At 38.3% G+C, this 16,612-nt stretch carries 16 protein-coding genes; 13 read left to right on the forward strand and 3 right to left on the reverse strand.

Annotated features, from left to right (window positions below):
* Positions 1–22: 22 nt before the first annotated feature.
* Positions 23–847 (reverse strand): glycogen/starch synthase, encoded by an 825-nt coding sequence (locus R2Q84_RS12480; protein ID WP_316816876.1) that lies wholly within the window; start codon positions 845–847, stop codon positions 23–25.
* A 152-nt stretch (positions 848–999) separates the two neighbouring features.
* Between R2Q84_RS12480 and panC the strand changes: the two genes are divergently transcribed.
* From panC to R2Q84_RS12505, 5 genes are all read left to right on the forward strand, one after another.
* Positions 1,000–1,839, forward strand: coding sequence for a pantoate--beta-alanine ligase (gene panC, locus R2Q84_RS12485; RefSeq protein WP_316816877.1), 840 nt, complete (start codon positions 1,000–1,002; stop codon positions 1,837–1,839).
* A 45-nt stretch (positions 1,840–1,884) separates the two neighbouring features.
* Positions 1,885–2,235 carry an aspartate 1-decarboxylase gene (panD, locus tag R2Q84_RS12490; RefSeq protein ID WP_316816878.1) on the forward strand — a complete coding sequence of 117 codons (351 nt, stop codon included), beginning with the start codon at positions 1,885–1,887 and terminating at the stop codon, positions 2,233–2,235.
* A 74-nt stretch (positions 2,236–2,309) separates the two neighbouring features.
* Positions 2,310–3,449, forward strand: a complete 1,140-nt coding sequence (locus R2Q84_RS12495; protein ID WP_316816879.1) for an acyl-CoA dehydrogenase — start codon at positions 2,310–2,312, stop codon at positions 3,447–3,449.
* A gap of 645 nt (positions 3,450–4,094) precedes the next feature.
* Entirely contained in the window at positions 4,095–4,625 is a 531-nt protein-coding gene (locus tag R2Q84_RS12500; RefSeq protein WP_316816880.1) for an ORF6N domain-containing protein, read from the forward strand.
* A 467-nt stretch (positions 4,626–5,092) separates the two neighbouring features.
* On the forward strand, positions 5,093–5,488 hold the full coding sequence (locus tag R2Q84_RS12505) for a hypothetical protein (RefSeq protein WP_316816881.1): 396 nt from the start codon (positions 5,093–5,095) through the stop codon (positions 5,486–5,488).
* 115 nt (positions 5,489–5,603) lie between these two features.
* On the opposite strand, the gene R2Q84_RS12510 is transcribed toward R2Q84_RS12505, so the two are convergent.
* Positions 5,604–5,951, reverse strand: a complete 348-nt coding sequence (locus R2Q84_RS12510; RefSeq protein ID WP_316816882.1) for a phage holin family protein — start codon at positions 5,949–5,951, stop codon at positions 5,604–5,606.
* A 17-nt stretch (positions 5,952–5,968) separates the two neighbouring features.
* Between R2Q84_RS12510 and R2Q84_RS12515 the strand changes: the two genes are divergently transcribed.
* The 4 genes from R2Q84_RS12515 (at position 5,969) to infB (ending at position 11,377) form a co-directional block, all read left to right on the forward strand.
* Positions 5,969–6,403: a hypothetical protein gene (locus R2Q84_RS12515; protein ID WP_316816883.1), complete on the forward strand. Its 435-nt coding sequence runs from the start codon at positions 5,969–5,971 to the stop codon at positions 6,401–6,403.
* Positions 6,404–6,546: 143 nt separating this feature from the next.
* The gene (rimP, locus tag R2Q84_RS12520) at positions 6,547–7,011 is read left to right on the forward strand and encodes a ribosome assembly cofactor RimP (protein WP_316816884.1); all 465 of its coding nucleotides are present in this window, start codon (positions 6,547–6,549) and stop codon (positions 7,009–7,011) included.
* Between the two features lie 2 nt (positions 7,012–7,013).
* Entirely contained in the window at positions 7,014–8,249 is a 1,236-nt protein-coding gene (gene nusA, locus R2Q84_RS12525; protein ID WP_316816885.1) for a transcription termination factor NusA, read from the forward strand.
* A 77-nt stretch (positions 8,250–8,326) separates the two neighbouring features.
* Entirely contained in the window at positions 8,327–11,377 is a 3,051-nt protein-coding gene (infB, locus tag R2Q84_RS12530; protein WP_316816886.1) for a translation initiation factor IF-2, read from the forward strand.
* Positions 11,378–11,442: 65 nt separating this feature from the next.
* On the opposite strand, the gene R2Q84_RS12535 is transcribed toward infB, so the two are convergent.
* Entirely contained in the window at positions 11,443–12,036 is a 594-nt protein-coding gene (locus R2Q84_RS12535; RefSeq protein ID WP_316816887.1) for a hypothetical protein, read from the reverse strand.
* Positions 12,037–12,320: 284 nt separating this feature from the next.
* Between R2Q84_RS12535 and R2Q84_RS12540 the strand changes: the two genes are divergently transcribed.
* From R2Q84_RS12540 to R2Q84_RS12555, 4 genes are all read left to right on the forward strand, one after another.
* Positions 12,321–13,124 (forward strand): FkbM family methyltransferase, encoded by an 804-nt coding sequence (locus R2Q84_RS12540; RefSeq protein ID WP_316816888.1) that lies wholly within the window; start codon positions 12,321–12,323, stop codon positions 13,122–13,124.
* 201 nt (positions 13,125–13,325) lie between these two features.
* Positions 13,326–14,318 carry a GDSL-type esterase/lipase family protein gene (locus R2Q84_RS12545; protein ID WP_316816889.1) on the forward strand — a complete coding sequence of 331 codons (993 nt, stop codon included), beginning with the start codon at positions 13,326–13,328 and terminating at the stop codon, positions 14,316–14,318.
* A gap of 82 nt (positions 14,319–14,400) precedes the next feature.
* Positions 14,401–15,489 (forward strand): acyltransferase, encoded by a 1,089-nt coding sequence (locus R2Q84_RS12550; protein WP_316816890.1) that lies wholly within the window; start codon positions 14,401–14,403, stop codon positions 15,487–15,489.
* An 87-nt stretch (positions 15,490–15,576) separates the two neighbouring features.
* A complete protein-coding gene (locus R2Q84_RS12555; protein WP_316816891.1) occupies positions 15,577–16,578 on the forward strand; it encodes a glycosyltransferase in 1,002 nt (333 codons plus the stop codon).
* Positions 16,579–16,612: the final 34 nt, after the last annotated feature.

Raw genomic sequence — 16,612 nt, forward strand, 5'->3', positions numbered from 1 at the left:
TATAATTTAATAATACCTGAGTTTATGCTATTGAAGCCAATTCTTCATTCGAAATCTCCTCATATAAAGAATAGAAGTTTTCAAAATTTTCTGTTAAATTATAAGCTAAAGTTGGTTTATTAGAATCTTTAACAAATTTTAACACATTGCTGTGAATGTTTTCGTCGGCTAATACCACTGCATCAGAGTAACTTACGGCACCCATGTGCAGAATATTACAATCAGCATTTTCGAACATTTTAGTATCGTCAGCAGTCATTGAATTCATGATTGCTTTTTTATGCAGGTCAACATTTAAAGTCTCAGTAAAGCAATTCTCATAAATAGAATATACAACTTTTGAGTTTTTAAAAGTAGGATCGTTTTTATAAGTGGTTTTGATATAAGCAGGCACCAATGATGTCATCCAGCCATGGCAATGCACAATATCAGGAGCCCATCCTAATTTTTTAACAGTTTCCAATGCGCCTTTGCAAAAGAAGATCGTTCTTTCGTCATTATCCGCATAAAACTTGTTCTCTTTGTCCCTGAATACATACTTGCGCTGAAAATAGTCTTCATTGTCAAGGAAGTAAACCTGCATACGCGCAGCCGGGATAGAAGCAACCTTAATGATTAGTGGATTGTCATTATCATCAATGATAATGTTCATTCCAGATAAACGGATAACTTCGTGCAATCTGTTCCTTCTTTCATTAATATTCCCAAACCTCGGCATCAATATGCGGATCTCAAATCCTTTATCCTGCATTGCCTGTGGTAGTTGACGGGTAATTTCAGAAATCTTTGTGAGTTCAAGGAAAGGCGACATCTCGTGTGTAACAATCAGTAGCTTCGTTTTTGCCATCTCCATATTCTAAATAAAAATTTATGTTAAAGAAAAGATTATCAAGGGGCAAAGGTAAGCAAAATAATAACATTTATCAATAATATACGCAAGATGTTTTGTTGGGAATGCAGAAATAACCAACTTTGCCCCTTGAAATTTTACAAGCTACTTTGAAAGTAATAAATACTATAGCGGCATTAAAGTCGTTGCTTGAGCCACTTAAACTGACTCAGCAGAAAATTGCATTGGTACCCACAATGGGTGCTTTGCATAAAGGACATGTGTCGCTCATAAAAATAGCGCAGCTACAGGCTGATGTGGTGGTATGCAGCATTTTTGTAAATCCTACCCAGTTTACTGATCCGAAGGACCTGGAAAAATATCCGAGGCCGCTTGAGCACGACATGAAGATGTTGGAAGATGCAGGTTGTAACGTGGTGTTTATGCCTTCGGTTACGGAAATGTATCCGGCCCCGGAAGAATGGCATATAGACCTAGGTCCGGCAGAGTTCCTGCTAGAAGGAGAGTTTAGGAGAGGGCATTATCAGGGCGTAACTCAGATTGTAAAGAAGCTGTTTGATGCAGTAAACCCAGACGTAGCATTCTTTGGTCAGAAAGATTTTCAGCAGGTATTGATGATTAAGAATATGGTTGCTCATTTTGAGATGCCCATTCAGATTGTATCCTGTCCGATTATACGGGAAGATGATGGCTTAGCGATGAGTTCGAGAAATATCCATCTCACTGAGGCTGATAGAAAAAATGCGCTGGTGCTTAGCCAGGCTTTGCTTTTTGTAAAAAATAATTTTTCATCGTTAAGTGTCCCGCAGTTGTTAGAAGAAGCGAAAAAACTAATCAATGAGACCCCTGGTGTTGAGCTTGATTATTTTACGATTGCCAATGGGGAAACTTTGTTGCCGGAAGTAGATAAAAGTCACCATGATATTGTGGCCCTGGTAGCTGCCAAGGTTGGTCAGACCCGTCTTATTGATAATATGATACTTCGGTGAAAATAGAAAAAACCGCTCATTCATAAAATTAGTTAACTTTGCAACATGATTATCGAGATATTAAAATCGAAAATACACCGTGTTAGAGTAACACAGGCTGAACTACACTATGTTGGAAGCATCACCATTGATGAAGATTTGATGGATGCCGCCCATATCATTGCAAATGAAAAAGTACAGATTGTAAACAACAATAACGGCGAGCGTTTTGAGACGTATGTGATTAAAGGAGCGCGCGGGAGTGGTACTGTTTGTTTAAATGGTGCAACAGCCCGAAAGGTTCAGGTTGGTGACATTCTGATCATTATGTCTTATGGCTCTTTACCGATTGAAGAGGCGAAGAAATATCATCCTGTTTTGGTGTTCCCAGACGACAATAATCACTTGCTGAAATAATATTACTATGCAGCCATAGTAATATCCCGGAGAATATATAAATTTGGCGTAACTTATTATTATATAATATTATTATGCTATTTCAATTAAGTGAAGAACAATTGATGATCCAGCAGGCTGCAAGAGATTTTGCGCAGACTGAATTGAAACCTGGAGTTATCGAACGAGATGAGCATCAGAAATTCCCTGCAGAACAGGTGAAAAAACTGGGCGAACTGGGCTTTCTGGGAATGATGGTATCAGAAAAATACAATGGTAGTGGTCTGGATGCCTTGTCTTATGTCCTGGTTATGGAAGAGTTGTCAAAGATTGACGCTTCTGCCTCTGTAGTCGTATCTGTAAATAACTCTCTCGTTTGCTACGGACTGGAATCTTACGGTTCCGAATTCCAAAAAGAAAAATATTTAAAGCCTTTAGCCTCCGGAGAAAAGATCGGGGCGTTTTGTTTGTCGGAACCAGAAGCGGGATCTGATGCAACGTCGCAACAGACTACAGCCGAGGATATGGGTGACTACTATTTGTTAAACGGTACAAAGAACTGGATTACCAATGGCAGTACTGCTTCTACTTATTTGGTTATTGCACAAACAGATAAATCTTTAAAGCATAAAGGTATCAACGCTTTTATCGTTGAAAAGGGCATGGAAGGTTTTACGGTTGGTCCTAAAGAAAATAAAATGGGGATTCGCGGTTCTGATACCCACTCGCTAATGTTTAATGATGTTAAGGTGCCAAAAGAGAACCGCATTGGCGAGGACGGTTTTGGTTTTAAATTCGCTATGAAAACACTTGAAGGTGGTCGGATTGGTATCGCGGCACAGGCATTAGGTATTGCTGCTGGTGCGTACGAACTTGCACTTGAATATGCTAAACAGCGTAAATCGTTTGGTAAGCCTATTGCTGAGCACCAGGCCATCGCTTTTAAATTGGCTGATATGGCTACGCAAATTGAAGCAGCAAGAATGTTGGTTTATAAAGCGGCATGGTTAAAGGATCAGGGGCAACCTTATACACTTGCTGGTTCTATGGCTAAATTATATGCATCGAAAGTAGCAATGGACGTAAGTGTTGAAGCTGTACAGATACATGGTGGATATGGTTTTGTAAAAGAGTACCATGTTGAACGTTTAATGCGTGATGCAAAAATAACACAGATTTACGAGGGTACTACCGAAATTCAGAAAATGGTCATTTCCAGAGAGATCATTAGATAGGAAACAATAATTTCAATATAAGGCGGATGTTCAGTTGATTCTGAGTATCCGCCTTTTTGTTTTGATATACCTGGTTTGAAAGCAAATGGGATGCGCATGCATATCGGTCTGTGGTTGTAATGACTTTATTATGACTAAGTAATGAATAAGGAATAAAGAGACTTTTTCTTTACCGTTGCTTTACCCTTTCTTTAGGGTTCCTTTACCATTTGGGTAAAGCAGGGGTAAAGCGAGGGTAAAGGAAGGGTAAAGCAACAGTAAAGGAACCCTCTATTCATTCTTTGATTATCCTTAATTCATAAGCCATCAATTTCGTTGTGTCTTGTCCGGATATTACTTGTCGATTTAGGCTAACTCGAACTAGTTCGATACTAGTTATTCCTGATTTTGATTGTTTAGTAGGAAACTTCTTCCTGAAATCGTTTGATGTTTGGAATTACTTTCCTGAAATTGATTGTTTTGTTTTCTTTTATTGTTTCCTTCGGCATGCCTGTTTTCTGAGTTGTTGGAAAAAAATCAAATTAATTTTAAGAAAATAGTGATTATTATAAGTTTTCTTATGACGTTCGGGTTAATGAATTATTTGTTGGGGAATTAATACCTGTCTTCAGCGCAAACAATGTAGGCTGATATAGCAATGAAATTATGACGGATAAACATGTTGGCATTCCAGACGAAGCTGTTTTGAGTAAGATTTATATCCTCAGAGGTCAGAAAGTAATGTTGGATAGGGATCTTGCCGAGCTTTATGGAGTTGAAACCAAAGCGTTAAAGCAGGCAGTAAGACGTAATATTACACGTTTTCCAGAAGACTTTATGTTTGAAATGACCAGAGAAGAGTTGGAGAATTGGAGGTCACAATTTGTGACCTCCAAAGAGGATCGTCAGGGATTGCGCTATATGCCATTTTGCTTCACTGAACATGGTGTTTTAATGCTGTCTAGCATACTTAATAGTGAGAGAGCTATCCAAGTTAATATTCACATCATGCGTGTATATACTCGAATAAGGGAATTGTTCTTAGCTCATAAAGATGTATTTATTAGAGTCGAACAGGTTGAAAAGCAAATGATAAAGCAAGACCAGAAGATTGAATTACTATTTTCTTATCTTAATAAATTCCTGGATAAGGAAGATAGCCCGAGAGAGCAAATAGGTTTTAAAGTAAAACGCTAATATTATGAAGGTTAAAGTTGTTAGCTCTTTGAGGTCGCAAATTGCGACCTCAAGTTGGGAAAGCAAGAGTGGTTGGAGGTATCACAATTTGTGATACCTGCCTGAAACGATCAAATAAAATCATTAATCTTAAAAAAAGCCAATGAAATAAAGAACTATATAACATATCATACTTCTTAAATGAGGTATTAATTAAAGAGTCTCGAATCCCAAATTCTCACAACTACGAACCGAGGCAATAGATTAAACCCATAACAATATTTATTGTACTTTTGGCGGTGCACTATAGCGTTATGGGTCTATTGTAATCTGTGTTCAAGGCCGTGAGAAGCCCGGGATTGCGGAATTTACTCTAGGCCCGCTATAGTGCACCTTCGTTTTAACTCTATTTATGGTTAAAACAATTCAGCAGGCCTTCTGCTAAATTTCCATCGGGACTCATATTATTAACTTTTAAAAACAATAATATGAAACTTCAACAGCAACAAACCCAAGAAACTATCTTTTTTATCCTTGAACCAAATGACGAATCAGACATTCCTGTGCAGGTCGCTTTTGACGATATGGATACTGCCAAAGCATATTTAAACAGGTTTAGAACCTACAGCGACGGGCAGATTGTGGAATGTCGTCTTAATCCAGGTTTTTACACGGACATCACTAAAGATTGCTTTTTTATTCAGCTCAATAGGCAGAATGATGTGTACGTAATTTCTCTGGCCAATGATTTACAAAGATCCGAACTGGCCATCAACGGCCATTACTTTTTTGAAGGAGAGGAGATTTGCATGTATGTAATGGCAGTATCAGAAAACGAAGCTTTAAAAGTCGCGTTTAAAATAAGGGATGGGGTTGTCGCTTAAGGAAACAGACGTAGCCGCTACAATTATATGCTGTTCAATGGTAAAACTGAACAGCATATAATTGTAGCGGTAGATTCCCGTTTATTAGAGGGCATATAAGCACCGATAGATATGATTAGTCGTTATCTGTTCCTGCGATGGCATTGTAAATGGCTTTTAACAATGCCAGTGCAATAGCTAGAAATGCTGCAGCCCAAAAGCCTGTAACATTGAACCCGCCCATTAGATAGGAGACAAGCATGATCATCAATACCGAAATGATAAAGGATACCAAACCAAGTGTTAAGAAGTTGACAGGGAAAGTAAGAATTCTTAAGATAAACCCAATAGTAGCATTTGCCAGTGCAATTAAAATAGCTGCAATGATGGCAGTGCCATAACCGTCAACCGAAACGCCGGGTACGATACGTGCGCCAATAAAAACAGCAAGTCCCATGAGTAAAATTTCGATAATAAGTTTCATAATGTTTAATTTAGAATATGATTAAATATTTTGTACAGCCAACTGGTGTCTTCTTTCTTGTTGTTTTGCTGTTTGCCTGTTCCTCAACAAATAATAAGCCACTTTTGATCGGATTTTCTGCGGATAGTTCCGCTATAGTATTTAATGATATAGATCAGGCAGGATTGTTGCAATTGCAAAACCTTGAAGGTAATGATACTACGCTGAATAGTTTAGTGTCGGTTTTGCAAACTCCATCAGAGCGGGATTCAACAATAAAAGAGAGTCCGGTTGATGGAAAGATTTTGGTTACCGATAGTTGTATTGTTTTTACTCCTTCCGTTCCGTTTTTAAAGGGGAGGGATTATCTTGTGATTACCCATTTGAATACCCGTTTCGGCAGCATAAAAGATTTGTTGAAAGATGAGGTTGTAAACCGCGTTCGTCCACAACAGCAGTTGCTAACCAGGTAAGTTTAATGCGGGGGGAGCCGTGCTTATTAGAACTCATTGTGCCTTAGCATTTTTAATTTACAAAATTATTTCTTACATTTGCGCTGTAATAGAGGGTAAGAGGGGGCAGAAGTCCCCTCTTTTCTATTATTGGCAAATTGGTTATGCAGGTAGAAAAAAGAGTAACAGAATTAGTTGAAGAGAAGATTTCGGACAGACCGGAACTGTTTTTAGTTGAGGTGAAAATGCTGCCGAACAATAAGCTTATTATTCATGTTGATGGCGATGAAGGGATCAGTATTCAGGATTGCGCGGCCATTAGCAGGCATGTAGGCTTTCATTTGGAAGAGGAAAACACAATTGAAAAAGCATATAATCTGGAAGTTTCTTCTCCGGGTGTCGGTGAACCCTTAAGGCTCAAAAGACAATATGTTAAAAATATTGGACGTGAGCTGAGTGTAAAACTGACAGGTGGCGAAGTGAAAGAAGGAAAGTTGTTAAATGCTGATGAAAACAGCATAACCATAGAAGCAAAGGTTAAAGAAAAAGGTAAAAAAGTTCAACTGGTTGAAACCAGTATAGCTTTTAATGAGATAACAGAAACAAAGGTTTTAATTTCATTTAAATAAAAATGAGCAATATTAATTTAATCGATTCATTTCAAGAGTTTAAAGACTTCAAGAACATCGACCGTCCTACAGTGATTAGTGTGCTGGAAGAGGTATTTCGCAGTATGTTGCGTAAAAAATATGGTACGGATGAGAATTGCGACGTAATTGTTAACCCGGACAACGGAGATTTGGAAATCTGGCGTACAAGAAAAGTTATGGAAGATGGCTTTTCTGAAGACGATGATTTAGAAATTGAATTGGCTGAGGTGAAGCAGTTAGATCCGGATATGGAAGTTGGCGACGACTACATTGAGCAGATCACTTTGGAGAGCTTTGGCCGTAGGGCAATTTTAGCTGCCCGTCAGACACTGGTTTCTAAAGTATTGGAATTAGAGAAAGACGAGATCTTTAAAAAATATAAAGATAGAGTTGGCGAGATTGTTACCGGTGAAGTTTATCAGGTTTGGAAAAAAGAAACTTTGGTACTTGATGATGAAGGTAACGAATTAATGATGCCTAAAACGGAGCAAATCCCTGCTGATTATTTCAAAAAAGGAGATGCTGTACGTGCGGTGATTTTGAAAGTGGACATGGTAAATGCAACACCAAAAATCATTATTTCAAGAATTGCCCCTGAGTTTTTACAACGTTTGTTCGAAATTGAGGTTCCGGAGATTTTCGATGGTCTAATTACCATTAAGAAAATTGTTCGTGAACCAGGAGAGCGCGCTAAGGTTGCGGTAGAATCTTACGATGACAGAATTGATCCGGTAGGAGCTTGTGTTGGTATGAAAGGTTCACGTATCCATGGTATTGTTAGAGAGCTTAAAAACGAGAATATTGATGTAATTAACTTTACAAATAATATCTCACTATATATTACAAGGGCATTGAGCCCTGCAAAAATCACTTCTATTAAATTAGATGATGAAACCAAACATGCTTCAGTTTACTTGAAACCAGATCAGGTTTCACTGGCAATTGGACGTGGTGGACATAACATTAAGCTGGCTGGTAAATTAACCGGTTATGAAATTGATGTATACCGCGAAGCAGGTGAGGAAGATGAGGATGTGGATATCGAGGAGTTCTCGGACGAAATCGATAGCTGGATTATTGATGAGCTAAAATCGATTGGCTGTGATACGGCTAAGAGTGTATTGGCCCTGTCTGTTGATGAATTGGTGAAACGTACCGATTTAGAAGAAGAGACCATCAAAGAAGTCATGAGCATTTTAAAATCAGAGTTTGAATAAAACAAATGACATACTCATGAAATAAAGAAGAATAAACGTTACTTTTGTATAAGAATTAAAGAAAAAATAGGATATCAATGTCAGACGACAAACCAATAATTTTATTTAAAGCAGTTAAGGAACTTAACGTAGGCATAGCTACGGCCGTTGAGTTTTTAGAAAAGAAAGGCTTTTCTGTTGAGAATAAACCCACTACTAAGCTCTCCCGCGACATGTATAACGCATTGTTGAAAGAGTTTCAGGGCGATAAGATCGTAAAAGAAGAAGCCAATCAGATCGTTATTGGTAAAATTCGTCGTGATGAGCCTGAAGTAACGGACAAAGTTGCTGAAGCACCTAGAAAAAATGTTGAATTTGAAAATGAGGGGATTTTAGTTAAAAACCTTCATTCTTATACTCCTCAGGTTGAAAAACCTGCTGCTGAGACTCCTGCTCCTGAAAAAGCAGAAGAAAAAGCTGATGAAGGAGCTTTACCTGGTGTGAAAATAGTAGGAAAGATCAACCTTGATGATTTGAATGCTAAAACACGCCCTGTTAAAAGAGAGGAAACTCCTGCGCCTGCACCAGAACCTAAGGCCGAAACGCCTGTTGCTCCGGTAGCACCAGTAGCTCCTGTAGAGAAAGCACCTGAGCCGGTTAAGGAAGTAGAGAAGCCGGTTGAACAGCCTGTTGCAGAAATAAAACCTGAACCTGTTAAGCCTGTGGAAACACCTAAAGCCGAGGAGCAGCCAAAACCGGTTGTTGAGGCACCAGTAGTTAAAGCTCCTGAGCCAGTAGTTGCACCAAAAGTAACTCCTGAACCCCCTAAAGTTGAAAAGCCTGAAGAAACTGAAGTGATTAAAGCACGTTCGGTAAAATTATCGGGACCAAACATCATTGGAAAGATTACCTTGCCGGTAACGCCTGATCGTAAATCACAGCCTGTTGCTTCTTCGGGAGAAAGCGCTGATGCGAAAAGAAAACGTAAACGCAAGAAAACTCCTGGAGGACATCCTGGTCAGGGTGGCAGTCATGGTGGCCAACAACAGCAACAAGGTGGACAACACCAAGGTGGTCAGCAAGCACAAGGTGGTGGACAACCGAATGCGCCTAAACCTGCGCCTACGTTTACGAACAGGCCAGATTTTAGAAATAATACTAACAATACAGCCAACAGGCCTAATTTTAGGAACAATAAACCAGGAGCTCCTTCTGGCGGACCTAAAGAAGAGCCTACGGAAAAAGAAATACAAGATCAGATCAAAGCAACACTTGCACGTTTAAGTGGAGCTGGTAAGTCTGGTAAGTTTGCTCAACGTGCCAAGTTACGTCGTCAGAAACGTGATGATGTTGCGATGTCTGCTGATGAGGCGGCAATGGAGCAAGAGTTACAATCACGTGTACTTAAGGTTACGGAGTTTGTAACGGCAAATGAATTGGCTACGATGATGGATGAGCCGGTTACAAAAATTATCGCGACTTGTATGAGTCTAGGTATGTTTGTGTCGATCAACCAACGTTTGGATGCCGAAACTTTAACCATCGTTGCTGATGAGTTTGGTTACGAAATTCAATTCGTTAAACCTGATGATGAAAGTGACATCGTTATTGAAGAGGAAGATTCGGAAGAAGATTTATTACCAAGAGCACCAGTTGTAACCATCATGGGTCACGTGGATCATGGTAAAACATCCTTACTGGATTATATCCGTAAAGCGAATGTGGTTGCAGGTGAAGCGGGTGGTATTACCCAGCACATTGGAGCTTACATGGTAACTACGCCAACAGGTAAAAAAGTTACCTTCCTGGATACACCAGGTCACGAAGCCTTTACGGCCATGCGTGCTCGTGGTGCCAAGGTAGCGGATATTGCAATTATCGTTGTTGCTGCGGACGATGCGGTGATGCCTCAAACAAAAGAGGCGATTAACCACGCACAGGCTGCAGGTGTTCCATTGGTATTTGCCTTCACGAAAATTGATAAACCGGGTGCAAACTCAGATAAAATACGTGAACAACTTTCTATCATGAATATCCTTGTTGAGGATTGGGGAGGTAACTTCCAGTCGCAGGAGATTTCTGGTAAGAGCGGTTTAAATGTAGACTTACTTTTAGAGAAGGTTTTATTAGAGGCTGAGTTATTAGACCTTAAAGCAAACCCGAACAAACGTGCTACAGGTAGCGTAATTGAGGCTACGCTTGATAAAGGACGTGGTATTGTTACTACTGTTCTTGTACAGGCTGGTACTTTAAAAGTAGGTGATCCTATTCTTGCAGGTAGCTATAGTGGGAAAGTTAAAGCGTTGTTTAACGAACGCGGACAGAAAGTAGATAAGGCAGGCCCATCAGTACCGGTACAGGTATTGGGTATGCAAGGTGCACCTACTGCAGGTGATAAGTTCAATGCACTGGAAAGTGAAGTTGAAGCCAGAGAGATTGCAAACAAACGTTTACAATTGATGCGTGAGCAAGGGCTTCGTACACAGAAACACATTACGTTGGATGAGATCGGTCGTCGTTTGGCTATCGGTAACTTTAAAGAGCTTAATTTGATTGTTAAAGGTGACGTGGATGGATCTATCGAGGCATTGTCTGACTCGTTATTGAAATTGTCTACTCCAGAGATTCAAATCAATATCATTAGTAAAGCGGTAGGTCAGATTTCTGAGTCTGATGTATTGTTAGCTTCTGCTTCTGATGCGATTATCATCGGTTTCCAGGTGCGTCCTTCAACAGGTGCACGTAAACTGGCCGAGGCTGAGCAGATTGATATCCGCTTATATTCTATCATCTATGATGCGATCAACGAGATCAAAGCTGCGATGGAGGGTATGTTGGCCCCTGAATTCGAAGAGAAGATCACTGCTAACGTTGAGATCAGAGATACCTTTAAAATCACTAAGGTGGGTACAATTGCCGGTTGTATGGTGTTAGATGGTACGATTACACGTAACAGTAAGATCCGTATCGTTAGAGATGGTGTGGTAATTTACACTGGTGAACTGGCTTCGTTGAAACGTTATAAAGATGACGTGAAAGAGGTATCAAGAGGTTACGAGTGCGGATTGAACATCCATAACTTTAATAACATCGAAGTAGGCGATATTGTTGAGGCTTACGAACAAGTTGAAGTAAAAAGGAAGTTGTAAGACTTCTGGAAATTATATTGCAAAGCGCATTGGAGAGTTAATCTTCAATGCGCTTTTTAGTTGTATTAAAAATCTTCTAAAATAGGAGATTTAGTCAGGTCAAATTTATCTGTCAAATCCTGATCCAGCGCGCTGGCAGTTTTTATATTATCTTTGGACATTTTAAATCCGGCACGACTTTTTGTAGTCATTGAAGTTTCAATAAAACTCTCATAAGTTGCATTGCTTGTAGTGTCTGATCTATGTTTAAACGCTATTTCAGTAATAGTAATACGATATTTATAGTCTTTTACCTGTACCGCTACTGAGGCGTTCATGGGATAACTGAGGATCGTTGATGCATCCAGCTGTCCCCTCTCAAATTTTCCTATGTGACATCGGTAGTCCAATAAACGGCCAAATATATTCGATTCTGAAAGAGAATTTGTTTTGTTAAACCTAAAATTACGCATGTTTGTTAGTAGTGTAGTCAGTTTGTCTAAAAGGTCTTCTTTTTTCAGATTCGAACTGAAGACTTTTTGGTAGATAACTTCTTTGTTTTTTAAAGTAACCCCTGTGTTTGGAATACTGTCTTGCGATGGTACGCGGATTTTCATGGCCGTTCCGTCTTGCGCATAGCAAAATAGTGGAACGAGTAAAGTTAGCATTAGTCGTTTCATAGTTTCATTTTTTGTGTATCGTTAAAATATCAAAAAATGTGCTAATTGTTGTCGTTGGGATGAAGAATTATATTTTGCCTATTGTATTGTTACAGAAATTATCTGTGATTAGAAGAATCTTGTGTGTTAGGTCAAGGCGCCTTTTTTGCGTTTCATTCTATTATATTTTAAAGCAGATGGCAGAGTTGCTTCTCAAAACGTTTTTTATGTTTAATTCCTTCTCTTTCAGCGCTTTGTTTTTTTTATGAAACTTTTATTTTATATTAGAGATAAACACATCGCTAATGTTTAAAGAATCACTTAAAATCAAAATAATAAAGAAAATTTTTAAAAAATTTAAGATTGATCCTCTAATATTTGCATACAATCAGATAGGAATTCTAAATTGGGAAAATGAATATTTGTCGGGCGAAGCATATTTCGTAAAAGAGGTTTTACCAGAAAAAATTAGTGATCTTAACAACCCGGTTTTTTTCGATGTCGGAGCAAACGTAGGAAGATATACGGAAAGTTTACTTAAAACGTTCAATCATGCAGAGGTGCACTCATTTGAACCTTTACCGTCTTGTGTTATTAAACTTAATAGACTTTCTGACAAGTACACTGAACGGATTGTAATTAACGATTTATGCGTTAGCAATGAAGAGGGCCGCTTTTTTATAAATACTTATTCTAATGATTTAGAATCAGAGCATGCTTCACTATATCAGGATGTTTTAAAAACAATCCATCACTCAGGTGAGGTTCGGTCAATACCTGTAACAGCAACCACAATAGATAAATATTGTGAAATCCATAAAATCCATAAAATAGATTTTTTAAAAATTGATACTGAAGGGAATGAATTCAAAGTGTTACTTGGTGCGAAGAGAATGTTAAGTGAAAAGAGAATTTCAATTATACAATTCGAATTCAATGAAATGAATGTTATTTCACGAACGTTTTTTAAGGACTTTTTCGATTTACTTATTGATAACTATAACTTGTATCGGTTACATACTAATGATTTAATCCCGCTAAGGGAGTATGATACTTCATTAGAAGTTTTTAGGTTTCAAAATATTATAGCATTCAATAAGAATTTTTAAAAATTGATTGCAGACTTTAACATTTTCATAAGTCTCGTTAGCTAAAATGCAATTGTAGTCAGCAAGTAATAATGTAGTGTATTAGGGGAAATGCTGCAGAACTCCAGTGATAAAGCCATTTTGGGAAGGGAACACAGAGCTTTACGCTTTTTTTATTTAGTTGTTCGAGGATGCTTATATTCGCGACTATAAATGGTGGGAATGATTAGAAATCAAATAAAATTTAGTTTGACCAGTTTGTATGGTTTGACTTTTCTTTTTTTTATTTGTTTTTCCGCATTAGGTCAGCTCAAAATGCCAGCGTGTAGTAGCTCTGCTGAGTTTTATAAAGGAGATAGTATTAATGTGGTAACTTTTGGTGCAAGTACAGTTGAAGGTATACCTGCGCCTTTTAACTTTCAACAACCTTTAAAATCTTTTATTGAGAATTGTTATATAGGTAAATCGGTTAATATCTATAATTACGGTATTGCAGGTGAAACGACTAGTCAGGGCTTAGCGAGGTTTGATTCTGCTATTGCAGGGAAAACAGGATTTGTGATGTTGCTGATGGGAGTAAATGATGCACTGCAAATGGCGAGCGGTAATGGAGGAAGTGTTGAGGCAACGACAAGTAACATGCGCAAGATGATTGAGAAGGCTCAGCGGGCTAAAATGGCTGTTATTGTAGGAACTCTGCAAGCCTTTCTAGAACCTGTTGGTAAAGGTCCACAGCTTAATCGCATTAGAAAGATAAATAGCATTATTAACGACATCAATATCGCTTACAAAGCATTGGCTGCTTCGAAAGGCTTAAAAGTAGCTGATATTAATTCAGTGATGAAAAAAACGCACTTGTATGCTGACGAGGTGCATCCAAATAAAAGAGGCTATTATGTAATGGCGATGATTTGGTTTGATGCATTTAACCAAGAAATTGTTGCAAATCACCTCAAAGCAACAGTAATACAAAACTATCCCAATCCGGCGGATACTTTTACCAGGATTGGCTTTACCCTGTCTTCTGCATCTGAGGTCAAGGTAAGTATTTTTAATGTTTACGGACAAAGTTTAGGTGTAGTATTTGAAGATTACAAAAACGCTGGGTATCATGTTGAAGAAATTTCTACAACTAGGTATTCTCCAGGGGTTTATGTTCTTTACTTTGAGTTTCTTAACAGGAAATTTACAAAGAAAATGATTGTAGTTCATTAAATATCAATGGTATTTTTATAGAATTGTAAAGATTACCAAACTATGTGTGTATTTCGGTTAGAAGGAGTACGTGTGAATATTGATGAGTGAAATAGAGCAGACTAAAGTAAAAGAGAAGAAGAATTTTGATTTTGTAGATACAATTAGGGGATTATCTATGGTGGGCATTGTTTTTGAACATTCGGCCGATTTGGGCTGGATCAAATACGATGACTTTTCCTCTACCTTTGTTCAGGCATCTGTGCTGCAATTTTTTAAATTTACAACAATTGCCTTTTTTCTAATTTCGGGTTTTTTAATCAATTATAAGTTTACCGAATATACGCCGGTTCAATACATGAAGAACAGGCTGAGGAGTACCATTGGGCCATGGTTGTTATGGCTTCATGTATTGATTCTAATGAATTTTATTGATCTATGGTTTAGGCACGCTAGAAATGCCGTGGCATATCCCTTGCCCGACGATGTAGTAGCTTATTTAGGGGGGGAGTATTATAACGCCGTTACTGGTACGAGTTTTTGGTTTGTGCTCAATTTTTTGATTTGTATTGCATTGCTGCTTCTTTTTAAGAAACACTTATACAAAACCGGCTTTGGGATAATATTGGGCCTAACTTCATTGGTGTATAGTATTAACCTATATTTTGGGTGGTTTATAACCGAGCATACGACCGCGGTGTTTGGCTTTGTGTTTTTTCTGTGGCTTGGGGCTTATATCAATCGTAATTATGCGCGGATTATGCATTTTATCCATAGTATTACCACTGGGCGGTTGCTTACTTTTACTTTTTTGCTTTTTTTGCTGTCCGTTTTGGAAACGGTTTACCTTAAACTGAACGGTGTAACCGACGCCTATAATACTTTGCGCGTCACTAACATTCTCTACTCATTGTCGTTTTTTGCCTTGTTGTTAAAAAGAGGTGCTATGCCAGCCGTTAATAAAATACTGGAGCCACGCAAAACGACTTATGGGATTTACCTCTTGCACCATATCGTCATTACCTATTTGTTGAGAGAAGTTTTGAGGCCTTTTAGTATAGAAATCCAAGATCTGAATGTCTATTTAGCCGCATTTTATAGCTGTATCCGTTTTACAATCTCCTATCTGTTAACTTTTATTATTGTAAAGGGGCTAGTTAGAACCAGGTTAAAATGGACTATTGGTAGTTGATGGCCTGTGATAACCCATTGATCTTGTGTTGATTTCATTTTTTCTATTTATCCCCGTACCTTTGTATTTTATTTTAAATCGAAGCCGATGCCGATTGATTATTCCGTAATTATTTGTACTTACAATCCAGATCCCAGGTTAATAGAGCGATGCCTGAATGCGGTCGCCCGCCTAAATATGGATCATTTAAATGTTGAAGTTATCCTTGTTGACAATAACAGTACAGAGCCTATAAAGGATAGTTTAATGGTTAAAGAATTACTTGGGAACATGAATAACCTGAGATTGATCAATGAGCTAAAGCAAGGGCTTACTTCGGCAAGGCTCGCCGGAATAAAAGATGCCAAAGGCGAGGTGATTGTTTTTTTTGATGACGACAATGAACCAGAAGTCAATTATCTGCAGGAATTACATCGTTTAAACCAGAAGCATAAGCACATCGCTGTATGGGGGCCGGGAAACATTTGGGTAGATTTTGTGGATGGCATTGACGAGGATATTGAAGAATACGCAAGGGGTGTTTTTCAAGAACGACACAATGAACACGTGGCTTATGCAAATACCAGGGAATGGCAAAATTGTTATCCTTTTGGAACAGGTATGTGTGTAAAGGCAACCTACTTGAAAAACTATGTCGAACTGGTAAATGGTGGTAAATTAACTTTATCTGATAGAAAAGGAAATCAACTAAGTAGCGGCGGTGATGTACAAATCGTATTGTCGTCCTTAAAAATGGGTTTAGGTGCAGGTGTGTCACCAGGCCTTAAACTGAACCATATTATCCCGGCCAAGCGTGCGAATTATGATTATATCGCTAGATTACTTTACGGGGTTTTTATAGAAAGTACCATAACGACAGGACAGGTTTTTCCTGAACATTATGAAGCAGAACGATCCAAAACTTTAGGAAGAAGTAAATTCTCCAAAATGGCCATGAGAGGATATTTGAAATTTATTTTCAATAATAATCCTTACAATAGGTTTGCCTATATTATTGAAGTTGCACAAAATTGCGGATTGTATTATGCATTCGAAAAGCCTATTCCAATGCCGGTACAATGGATAATTAGGCAGCTTAAACTGGGTTAATATATTTTTTATTGACGAGTTTTTGCCCATGGAA

This window comes from Pedobacter nyackensis (assembly GCF_032678475.1).
GTDB lineage: Bacteria > Bacteroidota > Bacteroidia > Sphingobacteriales > Sphingobacteriaceae > Pedobacter > Pedobacter nyackensis_A.